Source organism: Mesorhizobium sp. GW821-FHT07A06 (assembly GCF_059419085.1).
In genome coordinates, this window is record NZ_JBWKRC010000001.1 from 117444 (window position 1) to 138493 (window position 21050).

Annotated in this window: 23 protein-coding genes; 13 read left to right on the top strand and 10 right to left on the bottom strand. The window is 62.9% G+C overall.

Annotation, left to right across the window (positions count from 1 at the left end; translation table 11 throughout):
• Position 1: 1 nt before the first annotated feature.
• The 8 genes from AC07SZ_RS00610 to AC07SZ_RS00645 all read left to right on the top strand — a co-directional run bounded on the left by AC07SZ_RS00610 (position 2) and on the right by AC07SZ_RS00645 (position 5901).
• A complete protein-coding gene (locus AC07SZ_RS00610) occupies positions 2-880 on the top strand; it encodes a cytochrome c oxidase subunit 3 (RefSeq protein ID WP_056563953.1) in 879 nt (292 codons plus the stop codon).
• A gap of 91 nt (positions 881-971) precedes the next feature.
• Positions 972-1463 (top strand): L,D-transpeptidase family protein, encoded by a 492-nt coding sequence (locus AC07SZ_RS00615; protein ID WP_494912983.1) that lies wholly within the window; start codon positions 972-974, stop codon positions 1461-1463.
• Between the two features lie 2 nt (positions 1464-1465).
• A complete protein-coding gene (locus AC07SZ_RS00620; RefSeq protein ID WP_056563950.1) occupies positions 1466-1852 on the top strand; it encodes a DUF983 domain-containing protein in 387 nt (128 codons plus the stop codon).
• Positions 1849-2604 (top strand): SURF1 family protein, encoded by a 756-nt coding sequence (locus AC07SZ_RS00625; protein ID WP_494912984.1) that lies wholly within the window; start codon positions 1849-1851, stop codon positions 2602-2604. The genes AC07SZ_RS00620 and AC07SZ_RS00625 overlap by 4 nt, the downstream gene beginning before the upstream one ends.
• Before the next feature lie 152 nt (positions 2605-2756).
• Positions 2757-3767: a 4-hydroxy-3-methylbut-2-enyl diphosphate reductase gene (gene ispH, locus AC07SZ_RS00630; RefSeq protein WP_494912985.1), complete on the top strand. Its 1011-nt coding sequence runs from the start codon at positions 2757-2759 to the stop codon at positions 3765-3767.
• 5 nt (positions 3768-3772) lie between these two features.
• Entirely contained in the window at positions 3773-4750 is a 978-nt protein-coding gene (locus AC07SZ_RS00635; protein WP_056563942.1) for a homoserine kinase, read from the top strand.
• Positions 4747-5274, top strand: a complete 528-nt coding sequence (rnhA, locus tag AC07SZ_RS00640) for a ribonuclease HI (RefSeq protein WP_056563937.1) — start codon at positions 4747-4749, stop codon at positions 5272-5274. The genes AC07SZ_RS00635 and rnhA overlap by 4 nt, the downstream gene beginning before the upstream one ends.
• Positions 5275-5316: 42 nt before the next feature.
• Positions 5317-5901 carry a histidine phosphatase family protein gene (locus AC07SZ_RS00645; RefSeq protein WP_494912986.1) on the top strand — a complete coding sequence of 195 codons (585 nt, stop codon included), beginning with the start codon at positions 5317-5319 and terminating at the stop codon, positions 5899-5901.
• 4 nt (positions 5902-5905) lie between these two features.
• On the opposite strand, the gene AC07SZ_RS00650 is transcribed toward AC07SZ_RS00645, so the two are convergent.
• The 3 genes from AC07SZ_RS00650 to AC07SZ_RS00660 form a co-directional block, all read right to left on the bottom strand.
• Positions 5906-6382, bottom strand: a complete 477-nt coding sequence (locus AC07SZ_RS00650; protein ID WP_056563930.1) for a DUF2938 domain-containing protein — start codon at positions 6380-6382, stop codon at positions 5906-5908.
• A gap of 92 nt (positions 6383-6474) precedes the next feature.
• Positions 6475-6957, bottom strand: a complete 483-nt coding sequence (locus AC07SZ_RS00655; RefSeq protein ID WP_056563927.1) for a peroxiredoxin — start codon at positions 6955-6957, stop codon at positions 6475-6477.
• Between the two features lie 76 nt (positions 6958-7033).
• Complete coding sequence (locus tag AC07SZ_RS00660; protein WP_494912987.1) at positions 7034-7840, bottom strand: protein-disulfide reductase DsbD domain-containing protein; 807 nt, start codon at positions 7838-7840, stop codon at positions 7034-7036.
• A gap of 170 nt (positions 7841-8010) precedes the next feature.
• On the opposite strand from AC07SZ_RS00660, the gene AC07SZ_RS00665 reads away from it, so the two are divergent.
• Entirely contained in the window at positions 8011-8619 is a 609-nt protein-coding gene (locus AC07SZ_RS00665) for a YqgE/AlgH family protein (protein ID WP_056563921.1), read from the top strand.
• Between the two features lie 21 nt (positions 8620-8640).
• On the opposite strand, the gene AC07SZ_RS00670 is transcribed toward AC07SZ_RS00665, so the two are convergent.
• From AC07SZ_RS00670 to thrC, 4 genes are read right to left on the bottom strand one after another with little or no spacing between them, the layout of a single operon-like run.
• A complete protein-coding gene (locus tag AC07SZ_RS00670) occupies positions 8641-11529 on the bottom strand; it encodes an EAL domain-containing protein (protein ID WP_056563918.1) in 2889 nt (962 codons plus the stop codon).
• Between the two features lie 3 nt (positions 11530-11532).
• Positions 11533-12129 (bottom strand): GNAT family N-acetyltransferase, encoded by a 597-nt coding sequence (locus AC07SZ_RS00675; RefSeq protein WP_056563916.1) that lies wholly within the window; start codon positions 12127-12129, stop codon positions 11533-11535.
• Between the two features lie 14 nt (positions 12130-12143).
• On the bottom strand, positions 12144-13436 hold the full coding sequence (locus tag AC07SZ_RS00680) for a M16 family metallopeptidase (RefSeq protein ID WP_056563914.1): 1293 nt from the start codon (positions 13434-13436) through the stop codon (positions 12144-12146).
• Between the two features lie 14 nt (positions 13437-13450).
• Positions 13451-14848: a threonine synthase gene (thrC, locus tag AC07SZ_RS00685; RefSeq protein ID WP_494912988.1), complete on the bottom strand. Its 1398-nt coding sequence runs from the start codon at positions 14846-14848 to the stop codon at positions 13451-13453.
• Positions 14849-14976: 128 nt separating this feature from the next.
• On the opposite strand from thrC, the gene AC07SZ_RS00690 reads away from it, so the two are divergent.
• Positions 14977-15708, top strand: coding sequence for a hypothetical protein (locus AC07SZ_RS00690; RefSeq protein ID WP_494912989.1), 732 nt, complete (start codon positions 14977-14979; stop codon positions 15706-15708).
• A 42-nt stretch (positions 15709-15750) separates the two neighbouring features.
• Here the strand turns inward: AC07SZ_RS00690 and AC07SZ_RS00695 are convergent, their stop codons facing one another.
• A complete protein-coding gene (locus AC07SZ_RS00695) occupies positions 15751-16440 on the bottom strand; it encodes an HAD family hydrolase (RefSeq protein ID WP_494912990.1) in 690 nt (229 codons plus the stop codon).
• 176 nt (positions 16441-16616) lie between these two features.
• Here AC07SZ_RS00695 and AC07SZ_RS00700 point away from each other — a divergent pair, with 176 nt between their 5' ends.
• Positions 16617-17750, top strand: a complete 1134-nt coding sequence (locus AC07SZ_RS00700) for a site-specific DNA-methyltransferase (protein ID WP_494912991.1) — start codon at positions 16617-16619, stop codon at positions 17748-17750.
• Positions 17751-17815: 65 nt separating this feature from the next.
• On the opposite strand, the gene AC07SZ_RS00705 is transcribed toward AC07SZ_RS00700, so the two are convergent.
• Positions 17816-18427, bottom strand: a complete 612-nt coding sequence (locus tag AC07SZ_RS00705) for an HAD family hydrolase (protein WP_494912992.1) — start codon at positions 18425-18427, stop codon at positions 17816-17818.
• Positions 18420-19559 carry an A/G-specific adenine glycosylase gene (gene mutY / locus AC07SZ_RS00710; protein WP_056563900.1) on the bottom strand — a complete coding sequence of 380 codons (1140 nt, stop codon included), beginning with the start codon at positions 19557-19559 and terminating at the stop codon, positions 18420-18422. The genes AC07SZ_RS00705 and mutY overlap by 8 nt, the downstream gene beginning before the upstream one ends.
• A gap of 54 nt (positions 19560-19613) precedes the next feature.
• On the opposite strand from mutY, the gene AC07SZ_RS00715 reads away from it, so the two are divergent.
• Both AC07SZ_RS00715 and AC07SZ_RS00720 read left to right on the top strand, forming a co-directional pair.
• Positions 19614-20123 carry a DUF721 domain-containing protein gene (locus tag AC07SZ_RS00715; RefSeq protein WP_056563897.1) on the top strand — a complete coding sequence of 170 codons (510 nt, stop codon included), beginning with the start codon at positions 19614-19616 and terminating at the stop codon, positions 20121-20123.
• A gap of 154 nt (positions 20124-20277) precedes the next feature.
• Entirely contained in the window at positions 20278-21021 is a 744-nt protein-coding gene (locus tag AC07SZ_RS00720) for a DsbA family protein (protein ID WP_056563894.1), read from the top strand.
• Positions 21022-21050: the final 29 nt, after the last annotated feature.

Below are 21050 nucleotides of genomic sequence, written 5' to 3' on the forward strand. Positions count from 1 at the left end.
TATGGCAGACGCGCACGCAAAACATCACGACTATCATCTCGTCGACCCGAGCCCATGGCCCTTCCTGGGCTCGATCGGGGCGCTCGTCATGGCCTTCGGCGGTGTCTGCCTCATGGAGTACCTGAAGGGCGGCTCTTTTCCGATATTCGGCTTCAACATCGCCAACCCGTGGCTGTTCTTCATCGGCCTGGTGATCGTGCTCTACACGATGTTCGCCTGGTGGTCGGATACGATCAAGGAAGCGCATGAGGGCCATCATACGCGGGTCGTGTCGCTGCATCTGCGCTATGGCATGATCATGTTCATCGCCTCGGAGGTGATGTTCTTTGTTGCCTGGTTCTGGGCCTATTTCGATGCCAGCCTTTTTGCCGGAGAGGCACAGAACTACGCGCGCAAGGCATTTACTGGTGGCGTCTGGCCGCCCAAGGGCATGGAGGTTCTCGATCCCTTCCACCTGCCGCTCTATAACACTGTTATCCTGCTCCTGTCCGGCACCACGGTCACCTGGGCGCATCATTCGCTCATCCATGGCGATCGCAAGGGGCTGATCAACGGCCTGGTGCTGACCGTCGGCCTGGGCATGCTGTTCACCATGGTGCAGGCCTACGAGTACATGCACGCTCCGTTCGGCTTCAAGGATTCCATCTACGGCGCGACCTTCTTCATGGCGACCGGCTTCCACGGCTTCCATGTCATCATCGGCACCATCTTCCTGCTGGTCTGCCTGATCCGGGCGATGAAGGGCGACTTCACCCCCAAGCAGCATTTCGGCTTCGAGGCTGCTGCCTGGTACTGGCACTTCGTCGACGTGGTCTGGCTGTTCCTGTTTGCATCGATCTACGTCTGGGGATCGGTCGGCGCGGTGATCGAAGGCCACTGATCCGGGCGTTCAGCATTTGGATTTCTGGAAGGCGGCCAGGGCGACGGGCCGCCTTCTTCTTTTCGGCGCAATGATCGCCGATCGGTTGCCGATGCGGCGGACAGTTTCCTGGGCGATTTGCGCATTCATTCTCTTGGCATTCCCGGTTCTTGCGGCTGAGAAGGTCGATCTGGTGCGTGTCCGCAAGGCGGAACGGCGGCTCGAACTGGTCGGTGACGGCAAGGTCCTGCGCAGCTACGGCATCGCGCTCGGTGGAAATCCCTTCGGCCACAAACGCCAGGAGGGCGATCAGCGTACGCCCGAGGGCCGCTATATTCTCGATTGGCGCAACCCCGACAGCATCGCGCACAAGTCGATCCACATCTCCTATCCCAATGCCGACGATCTGGCGGCCGCGAAGGCGCGCAATGCCGATGCCGGCGGCATGATCATGATCCATGGCCAGCCGAATGGCTTCGGCTGGTGGGGCTGGCTGCTTCAATTGGTCGACTGGACCGATGGCTGCATTGCCGTTACGGATTCCGACATGGACGAAATCTGGGCAATGGTGACCGATGGGACACCGATCGAGATCGAGAAATAACCATGAATGACGACAAAGCGATCTGGCCTCCGATCGATCCGATTTCGGCCGGCCTGCATGGCCGCTGCCCACGCTGCGGCGAGGGGCGGTTATTTTCCGGGTTCCTCACCGTCGGCAAGCGCTGCATCAATTGCGGCCTGGATTATTCCTTCGCCGACGCGGGCGACGGGCCGGCGGTCTTCGTCATCCTGATCATCGGCTTCATCATCGTCGGCCTGGCTCTCTGGGTCGAAGTGACGCTGAGCCCGCCGCTCTGGCTTCATCTGCTGATATGGATTCCGCTGGCCCTGGTGCTGTGCCTGACGGCGCTGCGGCTGATCAAGGGTGTGCTGCTCACCCTGCAATACGCCAACAAAGCGGCCGAAGGCCGGCTGGACCACGGCGAATGAGCGAGGCCTCCGTCAAGGATCGTGGCCGTTCGCGGCCGCGATCGGCGTTGCTGCTCGGCCTTGGCCTGCTGCTGCTTTTGATCCTTCTGGCGCTCGGCACCTGGCAGGTCCAGCGCCTGCACTGGAAAGAAGGCCTTCTGCAGACCATCGATCGACGCACCCACTCGGCGCCAGTGCCGCTGGCCGAGGTCGAGAAGGAATTCGCCTCGACCGGCGACGTCGACTACACGCCGGTCACGGTCTCCGGCACATTCCTGCATTCGGGCGAGCGCCATTTCTACACGACCTGGGAAGGTGACGCCGGCTTCAACGTCTACACGCCGTTGGCCCTCGACGACGGGCGCTTCGTGTTGGTCAATCGCGGCTTCATCCCCTACGACCTCAAGGATGCAGCCAAGCGCGCCAAGGGGCAGGTGACGGGCAGGGTCACGATCACCGGGCTCGCTCGCAATCCGCTGCCGGCGAAACCGTCGATGATGCTTCCCGACAATGACGTGGCGAAGAACATTTTCTATTGGAAGGACCGCGACGTCATGGCGGCGAGCGCCGGCCTGCCGGCCGGGTTCACGCTGGTGCCGATCTTCATCGACGCGGACAAGACGCCGAATCCCGGTGGTCTGCCGATCGGAGGCGTCACCATCATCGACCTGCCGAACAGCCACCTGCAATATGCTGTCACCTGGTATGGGCTTGCCGCGGCACTCGCAGCCGTGCTCATCCTGCGGCTTCGCCGTCCCGCGAAAGAGGAATGAACGCGCGAGCCGCCTTTCCACCGCCGCCCCTTTCTGCCGATGCCCCCTTTCTACCGATGCCCCCTTTTCTACAGATGCCCTTGACAGGGCCCGCTCTTGACAGAACAGGGGTAGGCACCTCATTTCGGCGGTGACGAACCGGCCAGGATTCAATGCTTCAGACAATCGCCAAGCCTCCTCTGACGATACGGCTCTGCCAGCCTCGCGGTTTCTGCGCCGGCGTCGACCGTGCCATCCAGATCGTCGTGCTGGCGCTGAAGAAATATGGCGCGCCGGTCTATGTCCGCCACGAGATCGTGCACAACCGCTACGTCGTCGAAGGACTGCAGAGCCTTGGCGCCGTCTTCATCGAGGAGCTTTCCGAAATCCCGCCCGAGCATCGGCAGTCGCCGGTCGTCTTCTCGGCGCACGGCGTGCCCAAATCGGTGCCGGCGGACGCGCAGGCGCGCAACCTGTTCTATCTGGACGCCACCTGTCCGCTGGTCTCGAAAGTCCACAAACAGGCGATGCGCCATCAGCGGCTTGGCCGCCATGTACTGTTGATCGGCCATGCCGGACACCCAGAGGTGATCGGCACGATGGGGCAATTGCCCGGGGGCGCGGTCACGCTGATCGAGACCGAGGCCGATGCGGCCAGGCTTGTGCCGACCGATCCGAAGGCGCTTGGCTTCGTCACCCAAACCACGCTTTCGGTCGAGGACACCGCCGGCATCATCCGTGCGCTGCGGGACCGTTTTCCCGACCTTCAGGCGCCCGCGGCGGAATCGATCTGCTATGCCACCACCAATCGCCAGGAAGCGGTCAAGGACACCGCGCCGGGGGCTGATCTCTACCTGATCGTCGGCGCCCCGAATTCCTCCAATTCGCGCCGCCTTGTCGAGGTCGCGGAGCGTGCCGGCGCCACGATGTCGCTTCTCGTGCAGCGCGCCGCCGAGATTCCGTGGAATGAGATCGGCAACATTTCGACCCTTGGCCTGTCGGCGGGTGCATCGGCGCCGGAGATCATCGTCGACGAGATCATCGACGCGTTCCGCCAGCGCTTCGATGTGACGATCGACCTGGCCATCACGGCCACCGAAACAGAGGATTTTCCGGTCATGCGGGTACTGCGCGATGTCGAACTGACGCCGGCCGACATGGCCTTCGTCAATGGAGCCGCGTAAGGCACATGGCGGTCTACACCGATGTTGCGGAGGGCGAACTCGGCGCTTTCCTGAAGCACTACCCGGTCGGCGATCTCCTGTCCTACAAGGGCATCGCCGAAGGCACCGAGAATTCGAACTTCCTGCTGCACACCTCCACCGGCTCCTACATCCTGACGCTCTATGAGAAGCGCGTCGAGAAGGCGGACCTGCCGTTCTTCCTTGGGCTGATGGGCCATCTCGCCAACAAGGGCGTGTCCTGCCCGCTGCCGGTGACAGCGCATGACGGCAGCGTCATCGGCACACTCGCCGGCCGTCCGGCGGTCATCATCACCTTCCTCGAAGGGCTTTCGCTGCGACGGCCGACAGCGACGCATTGCGCCGAAGTCGGCAAGGCGCTGGCCGCCCTGCACCTGGCCGGCGCCGATTTCTCGATGACCCGTCCCAACGCGCTCGCCATCGAAGGCTGGCGCAAGCTGTGGACCGCAGCCCGCGGCCGGGCCGACGAGGTTGAGCCGGGCCTGGCGGCCGAAGTCGATGCCGACTTCGCCGATTTCGAGCGGAACTGGCCAAAGGGTCTCCCCGAAGGCATCATCCATGCCGATCTTTTCCCGGACAATGTGTTTTTCCTCGGCGAAAAGCTCTCCGGCCTGATCGACTTCTATTTCGCCTGCAACGACCTCTACGCTTACGACGTCGCCACCTGCCTCAACGCCTGGTGCTTCGAGAAGGATTTTTCCTTCAATCTCACGAAGGGCAAGGCGCTGCTCGCCGGCTATCAGAGCGTGCGGCCCCTGAGCGATCAGGAAAAGGCAGCCCTTCCGATCCTGGCTCGCGGCTCGGCCCTGCGCTTCATGTTGACCCGGCTCTACGACTGGCTCACCGTTCCCGATGGTGGCCTGGTCATGAAGCGCGATCCGACCGAGTACATCAGACGGATGCGGTTCCATCGGGCAATCAAATCTGCTTCGGAATATGGATTGGCCGAATACGGGGTATCATGAGCAAACAGGTTGAAATCTTCACCGACGGCGCCTGTTCGGGCAATCCCGGCCCTGGCGGCTGGGGTGCGATCTTGCGCTTCAACGGCACCACCAAGGAACTTTCGGGCGGCGAGGCCGAGACGACCAACAACCGCATGGAGTTGCTGGCCGCCATCTCGGCGCTCAATGCGCTGAAGGAGCCTTGCACGGTCGAGCTTCACACCGACAGCAAATATGTCATGGACGGCATTTCCAAATGGATCCATGGCTGGAAGAAGAACGGCTGGAAGACCGCCGACAAGAAGCCGGTCAAGAACGGTGAACTGTGGCAGGCGCTCGACGAAGCCAACCGGCGCCACAAGGTCACCTGGAACTGGGTCAAGGGCCATGACGGTCATACCGAGAACGAACGCGCCGACGAGTTGGCCAGGGAAGGCATGGCGCCGTTCAAGAAAGGCTCCTTCAAGCCGGTGGGGCCGAAGCCGGATGTCCAGGCAAGACAGCCGCCGGCCACGAAAGCGCGTCGTTCGACACAGAGCTATTGATTTCCGGCAACTGCTCCGTGCTCAGGTAGTAACCTCTCGACCATGCCGATCCTCTACTATGTGACGCATCCCCAGGTTCAGGTCGATGCCACCGTTCCCGTGCCGGAATGGGGTCTATCGGACGTCGGCTGGGCGAGAGCCGTTGCCATGCTTGATCAACCGTGGGTCGGATCGATCCGGCGCATCGTATCTTCCGCTGAACGCAAGGCGATAGAAACCGCTGAGATCCTCGCAAGCCATGTCGGCCTTGCCGTCGATGTGAGGGAACGGACGCATGAGAATGACCGGTCGGCGACAGGCTTCCTGCCGCCGCTGGAGTTCGAAGCGGTCGCCGACGAGTTCTTCGCCAATCCGCGCAAAAGCGTTCGCGGGTGGGAGCGGGCAATGGATGCGCAACATCGTATCGTGAGCGAGGTCCGCGCCGTGCTCGGCACGCATGACGCTGGCGACATTGCTATTGTGGGCCATGGAGGCGTGGGAACGCTCCTCCTTCTCTCCCTCGGCGGGCGGGAAATCAGCCGCGACGCGGATCAGCCGGCCGGCGGCGGCAACTATTTTGCCTACGATATCGGCGCGCGTCACGTCATCCACGGATGGCGGCCGATCGACAGGCTGGAACAGCCCTGAAGCCTCAGCGGATCAGCAGCGCGGTGCTCCAAAGCCCGAGCGCGAACACTGTGTGCGAAACCAAGTTGAGCGCCCGGATCCGCATGGGATTGGGTCGTTTCGACGCTGCCCATCCCGCTCCCATGCCGGGCGCCAGCAGAAACCAGCCGGCACCGACGGTGACGATGCCGAGGATGAAGGCCGGCAGGAAGGTCGGCGCGGCAAGCCAGCCGGCACCAGCCACCACCACCAGGATGATGCCGTAGACGATGCCGACGAAATAGTGAAAGGCCCAGCCCAACGCCACTTCGTGCGCGTAGGGCGCTGCATCGCCGATATCATCGTGAAAGACCTTGTCACCGAGATGCCAGACCCAGCGCCCGACCGGTCCCCAGTTTGGCCGTGGCTGGCCGAACGCCTTGTGCAGGAAAATGGCCCAGAGATCCATCAGCGCCGTGGCGCCGACGCCGATCGCGATAACGCGCCAGAAGACGTCAAACATTGTTGGGACCCCCGAAAAATCGGCAGCTCTGGAGTGCAAGCGGTTCGGGCGAGGCCAGCCGTCGCGGCCTCGCCCGATGCAATCGTAAAAGTTCAGAGCTGTCCGAGAATGTGAGCCGCGCCGGACTCGTCGACGCCGGGCTTGGTCTCGACATTGACCGCGGTCACCTTGCCGTCGTCGACGACCATCGAAAACCGCTTCGAGCGCAGGCCCATGCCGCCACCGGAATAATCGGCATCGAGGCCGACCGCCTTGGCGAAATCGCCGTTGCCGTCGGCGAGGAACAGGATCTTGCCCTCACCGCCGGTGAAACGGGCCCAGGCGCCCATGACATGAACGTCGTTGACCGAAACGACTGCGATGGTGTCGACGCCACGCGCCAGGATGGCGTCATGGTTTTCGAGATAGCCGGGCAGATGGTTGTTGCTGCAGGTCGGCGTGAAGGCGCCGGGAACACCGAACAGAACCACCTTCTTGCCCGGGAAAATCTCGGCTGACGTGATCGCCTTGGCGCCATCGGCGGTCATTGTCTTGAAAGTCGCCTCGGGCAGCTTGTCGCCAACGGAAATGGTCATGAGTTCCTCGCTTGGGGAATGGGAAGAGTGCGTGCTTGCGTAGCGAACTCGGCGGCTTCCTGCAACCATCGAGGCATCAAGGGAAAGGCAGCAGTCCTTCGACCGCACCCGCCGAACTCGTCAGTGTGTAATGAAGCCCGCCATCCGTGGGCGTTGTCGAAGGACGGTCGAGGATCGGTACGGTGAAGATCAGCTTGCCATCCTTCTCGCTGCGGGAGGGGGCGCCGAACATGTAGTCCCGCTCACCGGCGACGAAGAAATCCGCCGCCTCCGGGTCACCGGGAAAGCTTGCCTCGACAACCAGCGTCTCGTGGTCGCCCGGCAGCACGTTGATGCCGAAATCAGGCCTTGCCTGCGCCGGCAAAGCCGTGAAACTCGCCTTCACCAATGCTGCGTCGTCGGCATTGTCGGGATCGGAAGTGGGGTCGACGGTCAGCCGCGTCTGCACCGGGATGCAGATCGTTTCACAAATGCCGAGAAATATATCTGCGTCGATGACCGCCGGTTGGTTCGGGGTCGCCAGCGTGAACGTCACGGGCAGCGAAACCGGATAATTGTAGCCGGCCCATTTGCCATAACCATCGTCGTGGCGCTGGGGCGCCGGAAACGAGAGGGCGGCATTGGCGATATTGGTGCTGGCTGAAATGTCGAGTTGCGGCGGCACGCCGGCGTCGCCTGGATCGCGCCAATAGGTCTTCCAGCCGGGCTTGAGCGCTATGTCGAGCACGCCCTGGATGCGGCCGGCCTCGTCCGGTTTGCCTGATGTCACCAGCCGCACCTTGCCGCCTTCGCTGTTGTACCAGGCGGATGAGGAAGCGGAGGCGGGGAGGACGGTCACCAATCCGATGGCGGTGCCGAGCACCAGGATTTTCAAGCTTTGCATGGCGGTGATTTGATCGTCCGTTCGTGGCGGTGCAATGATTTCATGGCCTTGCCGGCATCATATTTGCGTGACCCCCGGTGGCAAGCAAGGCCCACCGGCAACATGGGCTTTGGTCGAATCCGGCGCGGCACATCTTTTCGGCGCCCGGGAAACACGGTACCCTCCCTGCCATGGATTTGTTGCGCCACAAGAAGACGGCCGCTGGACGCGGCTTTCTCGACGATCAGTTCCTGATTGCCATGCCCGGCATGAAGGACGACCGTTTCACGCGCTCGGTCATCTACATCTGCGCGCACAGCGATGAAGGCGCGATGGGCCTGATCATCAACCAGACACAGCAGATGCTGTTTCCGGACCTTCTCGTGCAACTCGGCATCATGAACGAGCAGGAGGCGATCCGCCTGCCGGCGCAGGCGCGCGATTTCGTCGTGCGCAATGGCGGCCCTGTCGATCGCAGCCGGGGCTTCGTGCTGCATTCCGGCGACTATCGCGTGGAATCGTCGCTGACCGTTTCCGACGATATCTGCCTGACGGCGACGGTCGACATCTTGCGCGCCATATCGTCGGGCCGCGGCCCGCGCCATGCGCTGATGGCACTGGGCTATTCGGGCTGGGGCGCCGGCCAACTGGAAACTGAGATCGCCGAGAATGGCTGGCTGACCTGCCCGGCCAGCCCCGGGCTTCTGTTCGACGCCGATATCGAGCGCAAATACGATCGCATCCTCGCCTCGATCGGCATCGATCTGGCGCATCTTAGCCTCGCCGCCGGTCACGCCTGAAGCTGCCGAAGCGTGGACGCATCACGCCTGCGTCAGCGGATATTGTTCCTTCAACGTCTTCAGCACCTGGTCGCCCGGCATCGGGGCGCCGAACATGAAGCTTTGGACGTATTCGCAACCCATCTGACGCAGTTCCAGCGCGTCGCGCTCGTCCGATATGCCCTCGGCGACCACCGACAGGCCGAGCTCATGCGCCATGTTGACCATGGATTTGAGCAGCACAGCGCGCTTGGGCGTGTTGTCGTCGACGAAACTCTTGTCGATCTTGATGGTGTCGAACGGGAACCGCGTCAGATAGGCAAGCGAGGAATAGCCGGTGCCGAAATCGTCCAGCGACAGCCCGATGCCGAGTTGCTTCAGCTTGGTCAGCACATGGGCGGTCTGCTCGGGATTATCCATGACAAGGGACTCGGTGAGTTCCAGCCGGAAGCAGCGCGGCTTCAGATTGGCCCGCGCGATGACCGAGCGGACATCACTGACCAGGTCGCGGCGGATGAGCTGACGGCTGGACAAGTTGACCGAGACCGACAGCGGCGCATCGCCGATCTGCTTCTGCCATCCAGCGAGATCCTCGGCCGCCTGCTGCATGGCGAACAGCCCAAGCTGCACGATCAGCCCGCAGCTTTCGGCGACCGGGATGAAGTCCGCCGGCGGGATCATGCCGCGACGCGGATGATCCCAGCGCAGCAAGGCTTCGAAGCCGGCAACGCTGCCATCTTCCAGGCGCACGATCGGCTGGTAGGCAAGCGTGAATTCGCGCCGCTCGATGGCGCGCCGCAAATCGGATTCGAACTGCAGCCGGTCGGTGCCGACGGTGCGGAAAGCCGGGCGGAACGGCTCGATCCTGTCGCCGCCAAAACGCTTGGCCTGGTGCATGGCAAGCTCGGCGTCCTTGACCATGTCTTCGGCCGAGGTCTGCGCCGAGGTCCAGGTGATCAGGCCGATCGAGGCGGTCAGCACGATCTCGCGCTTGGCAAAGGTGATCGGGTTGTTAATCGCGTGCTTGATGGCATCCGCCACGCCGGCGATGCGGGCAGGGTCCTGTTCGGACAAAAGCATCAGCGCGAACTGATCGCCGGCGAAGCGCGACAGCGAATCCTTCGGCTTCAGGAGCCGGTGCAGGCGGCGCGCTATGGTGAGCAGGATGGTGTCACCGGCCGAGATGCCGAGCCCGTCATTGACCTGCTTGAAGCGGTCTATGTCGATGACGAAGACGGTCGGACGTACCTTCTCTTCGGTGCGTGCGATCGAGATGATCGCTTCCAGCCGGTTCATGAACAATTCGCGGTTCGGCAGGCCGGTCAGGTTGTCGTGCACGGCGTCGTGCAGCAGCCGCTCCTCGGACTTCTTCTGCTCGGTGACGTCGACCATGGTGCCGACGCAGCGTATGACCTCGCCGTCCGATCCGATGACGGGGCGCGCGCGGAGGGCGAACCAGTGGTAATGCCCGTCGGCGCCACGCAGGCGGAAATTCTGCGCCACCCGGCCACGGCGATGCTCCAGCACCACGTCGAGCGTCGTGCGGAACGTGTCGCGGTCGTCGGCATGCAGCACCGGCAGCCAGTTGCGCGCCGCACCCCCCAGGCTGTTGGGCGCCAGGCCGAGCTGGATGCTGACATCGGGCTTGGTGACCACGCGGTCGCGCAGGACGTCCCAGTCCCACACCGTGTCGCCCGAACCGGCAACCGCCAGCGCCTGGCGTTCGAGGTCGGAGAACAGCCCCTGATGCAGCGCGCCGCCGGCAAAGGCATGTTGCATGACGGTGAAGCCGATCAGCAGGATGATCAGGATCAGCCCGCCGCCGAGCGCCGGCTGGGCGATGTCGTTGTCGAGCATGCCGGTGATCGCCATCCACGACCCGCATAGCCACAACAGAACCATGACCCAACTGGGCACCAGCATGATCGCACGATCATAGCCGCGAATCCCGAGGAAGATGATCAGCCCGAGCCCGGTCAACGCGGTGGCGGCAAAGGAGATACGGGCGATGCCGGCGGCGACCGCCGGATCGACTATGGCGACACCGGCGATCAGGAGCAGCCCAAGGATCCAGACCAGGGCGCCGTAGCTGAAATGGCCGTGCCATCGGTTGAGGTTGAGATAAGCGAACAGGAACACCACGAAGGTCGCGGCAAGCGCCACCTCCGTACCAGCTCGCCACATCTGCTCATTGCCGGGCGAAATCTCGATGACCTTGTTGAGGAAGCCGAAATCGACGCAGATATAGGCAAGCACCGCCCAGGCAAGGGCTGCGGTCGCCGGGAACATGGAGGTTCCCTTGACCACGAAAAGGATGGTCAGGAACAGTGCCAGCAGACCGGCGATGCCGATGACGATGCCGCGAAACAGCGTATAGGAGTTGACCGAGTCCTTGTAGGCTTCCGGCTCCCAGAGATACACCTGCGGCAGCTTGGGCGAGGCGAGCTCGGCGATGAAGGTGATCACCGTTCCCGGGTTCAGCGTCACCCGGAACACATCGGCGTCGGGGCTGGTCTGGCGGTCGAGCGCGAAGCCCTCGCTGGGCGTGATGGCGGCAATGCGGGTGGCGCCAAGATCGGGCCAGAAGATGCCGGAATTCACCAGTCGGAAATGCGGCGCCACGATCAGCCTGTCGAGCTGCTGGTCGGTGGTGTTGGCCAGCGCGAACACCGCCCAGTCACCGGTCGAGCGCGCGTCATTGGCCTCGACCTCGATGCGCCGCACGATGCCGTCTGGCCCGGGCGCCGTCGACACCTGGAAGTTCTCACCCTGGTTGCGGTAGATCTCGAAGGCGCGCGACAGGTCGAGCGCGACGTCGTCGCGGGCGATCTTGATCGGTTCGACGGCAAAGGCCGACGATGCCGCGCACAGCGTCAGGATTGCCGCGAGGACAAAGGCGAACAGCGGCCCGTTGCGCAGGAAATTCGTCAAAAATCAGTCCTTCGTTCCAGCGCTCGGCGGATCGTCCGCGATCCGGGCGTAGAGGTAGTGGTCCTGCCAGATGCCGTTGATCCTGAGATAGGATCTTAAGAGTCCTTCGCGCCGGAATCCGGCTTTTTCAAGCACGCGGACCGACCGGATATTGTCGGGAATACAGGCCGCTTCGATGCGGTGCAACCTCAGCGTATCGAAGGCAAAGCGGGCCACGACCTTGACCGCGTCGGTCATCAGCCCGCGGCCGCCGAAGCGCTCGCCGATCCAGTAGCCGACATGGCCGCTTTGCGAGACACCGTGGCGTATGTTGCCGAGCGTGATTCCGCCTGCCAGCTTGCCGCTCGACTTCTCGAAGATGAAGAAGGCGATCGCGGTGCCTTGCGCATAGTCCTCGCGGTAGCGGGAGATGCGCAGGCGCCATGCCGTGCGGTCGAGTTCGTCGGGCGTCCAGCGCGGCTCCCACGGCTCCAGGAATGCCCGGCTTTCGCCGCGCAACGTCGACCATTCACGGTAGTCATTGGTGAATGGAACGCGCAGCGTAACGAGGTTGCCCTTCAGCGCCGGCAGGTCACGGCGAAAGAAAGGGAGCGCGAACACGACGCTTTGGGGACTTAGACGGCGAGCCTGCGGGCCGTGGTCTGCGTGCCCGGAAGCGAATCGAGAATCGCCTCATATGGCGCCAGCGTACCCACGGGCCCGACAGCGGTAAGCGTCGGCTTGGTCGAGAACATCCGCGACGACAGGTCGGTCAGCCGCTCCACGGTCAGCGCCGAGAGGCGCTCCATCAATTCCTCCTTGGCGATCGGCCTGCCGAACAAGAGCAGTTGCCGCGCGATCTGCGAGGCGCGGCTGGCCGGGCTTTCGGCCGACATGATCAGCCCGGCGCGATACTGGGCGCGCGCCCGGTCGAGTTCTTCCTGCAGGATGCTCTCTCCGGCCTTCTGCAGTTCGTCGATGATGACAGGTACCAGTTCGGCAATGTCGCTCTGGCCGGTCGCGGCGTGGACGCCGAATATGCCGGTGTCGGAAAAGCCCCAGTGGAAAGCATAGACCGAGTAGCACAGGCCACGTTTCTCACGGACTTCCTGGAACAGCCGCGACGACATGCCGCCGCCGAGGATCATCGACAGCACCTGCGAGGCGTAGAAGTCGCGCACATGGTAGGCGCGGCCCTCGAAGCCCAGCACGATCTGCGCGTCCATCAGGTCGCGGTCCTCGCGGAAATCGCCGCCGACATACTGCGCATATTGCGGAATGGTGCTGTCGGCCTTGCTGCGAAAGCCGCCGAGCTGCTTCTCGACCTCGCGCACGAAATTATCGTGCTTGATGTCGCCTGCGGCCACGATCACCATCCGCTCGGCGCCGTATTGGCGTTCGATGAAGTCGTGCAACTGCTTGGAAGTGAAGGATTTGACGGTTTCCGGCGTGCCCAGAATGGAGCGGCCGATTGTCTGGTGGCGAAAGGCCGTCTCGGTGAAACGGTCGAAGACGATATCATCGGGTGTGTCGTGCGCTGCACCGATCTCCTGCAGGATCACATGCTGCTCGCGTTCGAGTTCCTGCGGGTCGAATTCGGACTCCTGCAGTATGTCCGCAAGGATGTCGACCGCCAGCGGCACGTCGTCGGACAGCACCCTGGCGTAATAGGACGTGGTCTCGACGCTGGTGGCGGCGTTGATCTCGCCGCCGACATCCTCGATTTCCGAGGCGATTTCGAAAGCGCTTCGCCGCTTTGTGCCCTTGAACGCCATATGCTCGAGCAGATGGGCCATGCCATGCTCTTCGTCACGTTCATTGCGGGCGCCGGACTTGACCCAGGCACCCAAGGCAACCGATTCGATACTTGGAAGGGTTTCGGTGGCGACTGTCAGGCCGTTCGACAGACGGCTTACCTCAACACCCATATGGCTCGTACTCCCTAACGCGCCGCCCGCGCGCGGCGGCTGACGTAATCTTCCACCATTTTCAGGTCGGATGGAAGTACCGTGTATTTTTCCTCAAGTGTCATCAATCCCCCTAGCCATGCGGGCAGGGCGGGCGAGACGCCGCTGGCGGCCTCGACGGCGGCCGGAAATTTCGCCGGATGGGCGGTGCCCAGTACCACCATGGGCACGGCGCCTGATGTTTTGCCGGCCGCGACATGCACGGCCGCGGCGGTATGCGGATCCAGAAGATAATTGCTGGCCGCGAGCGTCGAGCGGATGGTGGCGGCGACCTCGTCCATGGTGGCGCGGCCGGCGTCGAATTCGGACCGCATCCCATTGATTTCGCGGGTTTCAATGGTGAAGGCGCCGGACTGCTTCAGGCCATCCATGTAGCGCCGCACGGTCGCCGCGTCACGGTTCGAGGCCTCGAACAGCAGGCGTTCGAAATTCGACGACACCTGGATATCCATCGATGGCGAGGTGGTGGCGAAGACGCCCTTGGTGCGGTATTCGCCGGTGGCGAAGGTGCGGGCCAATATGTCGTTGTCGTTGGTGGCGATGACCAGCCGTTCGATCGGCAGGCCCATCTTCTTGGCGGCGTAGCCGGCAAAGATATCGCCGAAATTGCCGGTCGGCACCGTGAACGACACCGGCCTGTCCGGTGCGCCGAGCGACAGGGCCGAGGAGAAATAGTAGACGATCTGGGCCATGATGCGCGCCCAGTTGATCGAGTTGACCCCCGACAACGCCACCCGGTCACGGAAAGCGTGGTCGTTGAACATGTCCTTGAGCAGGCCCTGGCAGTCGTCGAAATTGCCTTCGATCGCCAGCGCATGGACGTTTTCAGCCTTCGACGTCGTCATCTGCCGCTGCTGCACCGGCGAAACGCGGCCATGCGGGAAAAGGATGAAGATGTCGGTCCGGCTGCGCCCGGCAAAGGCGTCGATGGCCGCGCCGCCGGTGTCGCCTGAAGTGGCGCCGACGATGGTGGCATGCTGGTCGCGTTCGGCAAGCACATGGTCCATCAGCCGGGCGAGCAGCTGCATTGCCACGTCCTTGAACGCCAGCGTCGGTCCATGGAAGAGTTCGAGGACAAACGTGTTGGGGCCGGTCTGGACCAGCGGGCAGACCGCTTCGTGGCGGAAGGTGGCATAGGCTTCACGGACCAGGCGTTCGAAGACCGGAGCCGCGATCTCGCCGCCGAGGAACGGCGTCAGCACGCGTATGGCAAGGTCGGGATAGGCAAGGCCTCGCATGGCACGGATGTCGGCTGCCGAGAAGTGCGGCCACTCGCGTGGTAGGTAGAGCCCGCCATCGCGGGCCAGGCCGGCCAGCACGGCATCGGAAAATCCAAGCGCGGGCGCTTCGCCGCGCGTACTCACATATTGCATGTCCCAGTCCCGTTGCTGCTCGGCTTTCCGTTCACCACAAGGTGGTTAATTTCTGTGCCGGCTCCAGTCGCATTTTTGCCGCGCCGTTGATATACGTCACCAGCTTTACGAGAGGGAAGTGCAGTTTCATGGCGTTTCGTACATCACGTGGCCGCTTTTTGGCGGGTCTTGCGCTCACCGGCTTTATGCTCGCCGCCGCCGGCTGCCAATCGGGCGACAATGGCATCCTTGACCTCGGCTTCGGCAAGAAGAAGGACCCGGCAGCGCCACCGCCGCCGCAGGATCCCAAGGTCCTGGCCAGCCAGTTGAACGCCTATTGCCCGAGGGTGACGGTGCGCGACGGTACGGCCTTCTTCAACACCTATGCCAACGAGGTCAAGAAGGCCAAGCCCAAAGTCAAGAAAACAGGCGACGCCGCGGCTGATGCCGCTGCTCAGGCTGCTGCCGACGCCGCAGCCGCCACTCCGCCCGACGATTCGGCGAGGATCATTTACCAGGCGTCGATTGCCGACGTGACCCGTGATTGCAGCCGTACCGACGGACAGATGACCATGAAGATAGCGGTCGCCGGCAAGATCGTGCCGGGACCCAAGTTCTCGCCCGGCACCATCACCATGCCGATCCGCACCGCGGTGATGCACGGCACCGAGGTGCTCTACTCGCAGATCCACCAGTATCAGGTCCAGGTCACCGATCCCTCGGTCGCAACCCAGTTCGTCTTCACCGATTCCAATGTCGTCGTGCCGGCGCCGACGGCGCAGGACTATCAGGCCTATGCCGGCTATGACGAAACCGCGCCGAAGGGGACGACCGACAAGCCGAAGAAGACCCACAGGAAGAAGGCCGCGGCGACGAACTGAGCGGCCATGGACACAGCGTGCGTCCGCCCGGGCGCCCGCGTCTCAGGCGTCAGCCGACCATTCCGATAGTGCCGCGATAACGCTTTTCAACTCGGCCCAGCGGCGGATCACCGTCTCGGCGCCGGCCTCTGTCAGCGCGTCGGCATGGCCGGGATAGCTGTGGCTGGCGCCGGTGAAGCCGATCACGCGCATGCCGGCTGTCCTGGCGCCGGTGACGCCGTGCACGGAATCCTCGATGACGAAGGTGTTCGCCGGGTCCGCGCCTAGTTTTTCCGCCGCGAACAGGAACACGTCCGGGGCGGGCTTGGTCTTTTTGCTCGGGATCTCCAGCGCCGAGAAGATACGGCCGGCGAAAAACGGCAGCAGATGCACCTTCTCCAGCATGAATTCGATCCGCTCCGAACGTGAGTTGGAGCAGATGCAGCGCTGTGTCGTGACCGAGGCCACCGCCTCGCGCACGCCCTCGATGGCGCGGACGTCGCTTCGCAGTTTGCGGTCGACCAGATCCTCGGCGCGATCGATCAGTGACGCCTGGAACGGGATCTTGGACTTCTCCTCGATCCGCATCAGGATGTCCTTGAACGTCAGGCCCGCATAGGTCTCCGCGATCTCCTCGGCCGAGATTTCGTATCCGGCCAGGGTTATCAACTCCGCCTCGACCCGCGCGGCGATGATTTCGGAATCGACGAGCACGCCGTCGCAATCGAAAATGACAAGGTCTGGCTGGGGCATGGTGATCCGGAATAAGGAGGGTGGAGGAATGGCCTCTCGGCTCAAGCGGCGCGGCATACACCAATGGCCCGGTCTTCGCAAACCTGACGGATGATCGCGCCGGCCTTCACCGAATATTTACGCTGATCGGTAACCATAACGGGGAGTAAACAGTAACGCGTGCCTCGGGTGTAAAAATGTCTGCCGTGCGTCTTCTCGACGAGCTTTCCCTTGCCCCCCAGCAATCCGAATGGCTGGACACGATCCTGAAAGGCGACTGCGTCGCGGCCCTCGACCGCTTGCCGGAAAAATCGGTCGACGTCATCTTCGCCGATCCGCCCTACAATCTGCAGCTCGACGGCGATCTGCATCGCCCCGATCAGTCCAAGGTCAACGCGGTCGACGACGACTGGGATCAGTTCGAGAGTTTTGAAGCCTACGACGCTTTCACCCGTGCCTGGTTGCTGGCGGCGCGGCGAGTGCTGAAGCCCAACGGCACGATCTGGGTCATTGGCTCCTACCACAACATCTTCCGGGTCGGCGCCAAGATGCAGGATCTGGGCTTCTGGATCCTCAACGACGTGGTCTGGCGCAAGACCAATCCGATGCCGAATTTCCGCGGTCGCCGCTTCCAGAACGCCCATGAGACGATGATCTGGGCCTCGCGCGACCAGAAAGGCAAGGGCTACACTTTCAACTATGAAGCGTTGAAGGCGTCCAATGACGATGTCCAGATGCGCTCCGACTGGCTGTTCCCGATCTGCACCGGCGGCGAGCGGCTGAAGAACGACAATGGCGACAAGCTGCACCCGACACAGAAGCCTGAAGCGCTGCTGGCCCGCATCATGATGGCCTCGACCAAGCCGGGCGACATCGTGCTCGATCCTTTCTTCGGCTCCGGCACGACAGGCGCCGTGGCCAAGCGCCTCGGCCGCCATTTCGTCGGCATCGAGCGCGAGCAGGCCTATATCGACGCCGCCAATGAGCGCATCGATGCGGTGCGGCCGCTGCAGGATGCCGATTTGACTGTCCTGACCGGCAAGCGCGCCGAGCCACGCGTTGCCTTCGTCAGCCTGATCGACACCGGGCTGGTGACGCCGGGCGCCACGCTCTATGACGCCAAGAAGCGCTGGGCGGCCAAGGTGCGTGCCGACGGTACGGTGGCGATCGGCGACAGCGCCGGCTCGATCCACAAGATCGGCGCCGAAGTGCAGGGGCTGGATGCCTGCAACGGCTGGACGTTCTGGCACTATGAGCGCAGCGGTGGGCTCACCCCGATCGACGAACTGCGCCGCATTGCCCGCCTCGGCATGGAGCGGGCAGGGGGGTGACCCCCTGCCGATTGCCGCTTTCACGTTGATTCAAGATAGGAGCGGATCGCCGCAAGCGATTCAGATCACGCCTTGATCCCGAAGCGTTCAAGATCCGCTTTAAGCGTCCTGGCATCGGTGAACAGCACCGATTGCCAGCCCGCCGCCCGGGCGCCGTCGACATTCTTCTGGCTGTCGTCGATGAACAGCGTAGCCGATGGTTCGAGGCCGAACGCAGCCACGTGATGGTCGTAAATGTCGCGATCCGGCTTGATCTTGCCGATCTCGCCGGAGATGGTCACCCCACGCGGGCGCTCAAGAAAATCGAAGCGTTTGCGGGCTTCAGCAAGCGTATCGGAGGCGAAGTTGGTCAGCATGGTCACATCATGGCCGCGCTCGATCAGGCCGAGCATGATGGCGACGCTGTCGTCATAGGCATGCGGCACCATTTCGTGCCAATGGCGGCGGAAATTGCGGATGTTTTCCGAATGATCCGGGTGCTCAGCGATCAGCAGCGCCTCGGCCTCTTCCCAGGTTCGTCCGCGATCCTGCTCGATGTTCCAGTCATGCGTGCAGACATTGTCGAAGAACCACTGTCTCTCTTCGGCATCGGGAATGAGGCGACTGAACGGGATGTTTGGATCGTAGTGGATCAGCACACGGCCGATGTCGAAAACGATGTGGCGGATTTCAGTCATGGGGCCTCTTTGCTTTGAGCGGTGACGGCTTTTTCGTCGCACCGGGTATCGCAGCCTCGATTGCCTTTTTCATGACAGTGGGCAGCGCCTCTCCGGCAATCTCATGGGCAGGTGACCAGAAACATCCTGCCGGCGCATCATCTTTTATGTTGGCGCGAAAGACGTCGAGCTCGAGGGCGAAATGGGTGAAGACATGCGTGATTGTCCCGGCGCGCCGCCAGTCGCCGGAAAAGGGCGCCGCCGCCGCTGTGGTGTCCCCATCCACCCGCGCCGTCCAGGCCGTGGTCGGCACCTCCGTCATGCCGCCCAGCAAACCTTTCTCGGGCCGTTTGCGCAGAAGAAGGGCACCGTCCTCTCGCACGGCCACGAAAGCAGCGCCGCGCCGCAGCGGCTTGTCGGCTTTCGGCAGCCGCACCGGGAAGTTTTCGGGATCGCCTGAAACGACGGCGCTGCAATCCTCGCGCAGCGGACACAGCATGCAGCGCGGCCGGCGCGGCGTGCAGATCGTGGCGCCAAGGTCCATCATCGCCTGGGCGAAATCGCCCGGCCTTGTCGGCGGCAGCAGGCGCTCGACATGGGCGCGTATCTCTGCCTTGGCTTCGCTGAGAGGCGTCGTGATCGAAAACAACCTCGAGATGACGCGTTCGACATTGCCGTCGACAACGGCCGCAGGGCGGTCGAAAGCGATCGCCGTGATGGCCGCCGAGGTGTAGGCGCCGATGCCAGGCAGGTCTCTCAAGGCAGCCTCGGTGTCGGGAAAGCGGCCGCCGCGCGCCGCCACCAGATCGGCGCAAGCCTTGAGGTTGCGTGCGCGGGAATAGTAGCCGAGCCCCGCCCAGGCCTTCATGACGTCCTCGGTTGGTGCCGAGGCCAGTGCCTCGACATCGGGCCATTTCTCGACAAAAGCACGGAAGTAGGATTTCACCGCCTCGACGGTGGTCTGCTGCAGCATGACTTCGGACAGCCAGATGCGGTAGGGATCCGGCCGCACGCCGCGTGCATGCTCACGCGGCGTCACGCGCCACGGCAGTTCGCGGTGGTGTACGTCGTACCAGGCAAGCAGCCGCGAGGCGGCATCGCCTGTCATTGCCTCGTGGGTCTGGGCCTTGCGGGTCTGGTCTGCTGGTGCCATTGATCTTGTGTTGGCCTTGCGGATATCGGGTGAGGTCGTGGCTGGAGAACGCACATGGCAGGGAAAAGGCGCTTCGGCAATCCTGTTCCGGTGAGCGATCTCGCCACCGAGATCCTCGATCCGGTGCTGCGCAAAAGGGCAGGCATCTCGATCGGCCTCGTCCAGTCCTGGGAAGAGATTGCCGGACCGCGCCTTGCCAGCCGCTCGCGGCCCGAGAAGATCCAGTGGCCGCGTCGCCTGCACGAGGACGATCCGTTCGAGCCGGCGGTACTGGTTATCGCCTGCGAGGGGATGGCGGCGCTTCATCTGCAACATGAGACCGGCGAGATCATCAACCGGGTCAACGCCTTCCTCGGCTTTACGGCAATAGGCCGCATCAGGATCGTGCAAAAACCGGTGACGTCGGACAAAGGACGGCCTAAACCCAGCTTCAGGCCCTTGACGGCGGCGGAGAAGACCAAATTGTCCAGCACGGTCGAACTGATCGAGGATGAAGGGTTGCGCGCCTCGCTGGAAAGGCTTGGCGCCACCATCCTGGGTGAAAGGAAGTCAAAAACCCCTTGAAGACAGTCATGAATTTGTCGTCAACATCTCGCATTCGTGATCGCCTTTATCGGGTTCCGCGATTGGATTGGAGATGGAGATGCCTTAATTCGCGCCAACTCTCGCCTTTTCGTGCCTTTGCATTGCAAAATCCAACCCTTGTCAGGTGATTCGTATGAACCGTCCTCCGTTCGGCAAAAGTCTGTCTCGCAGAAACGTCCTGTCTTCGCTGGCCGCAATCCCGGCGGTTGCCCTGCTTGCCGCCTGCAGCGACTCCGGCGAAGAGGCCAAGGCGGCGGATGTGAAGCCTGCTGATCCGGCCGCACCCGCAAAGCCGGCAACACCGGCGGCTGTCCAGGTGCCGGAAGCGCAGGGCACCGTCGATATGGCCGAATTGCTGAAGCCGGGCGCGCTGCCCGACAAGCAGCTGGGCAAGGATGACGCCAAAGTCACCATAGTCGAATACGCATCGATGACCTGCCCGCACTGCGCGCATTTCGCCGAGACCACCTTCCCGGATCTGAAGACCAAGTACATCGACACCGGCAAGGCGCGCTATATTCTGCGCGAATTCCCGTTCGATCCGAGCGCGGAAGCCGGTTTCATGCTGGCGCGCTGCGCCAAGGATAACTATTTCCCGATGGTGGACGTGCTGTTCAGGCAGCAGGCGAACTGGGTTGGCGTGTCGAACACCAAGGATGCGCTGCTGCAAATCTCGAAGCTCGCCGGTTTTACACAGGAGTCCTTCGAGGCCTGCTTGACGGACCAGAAACTTCTGGACGATGTGAGATCTGTCCAGAAGCGCGGCGCCAATGAATTCAAGGTCGACTCGACACCGACCTTCTTCATCAACGGTAAGACCTACAAAGGGGCGATGTCGATTGAGGAAATGTCGGCCATCATCGACCCTCTGCTCTGACATCAGGTCAGCGCTGAAGCGGCAGCGTT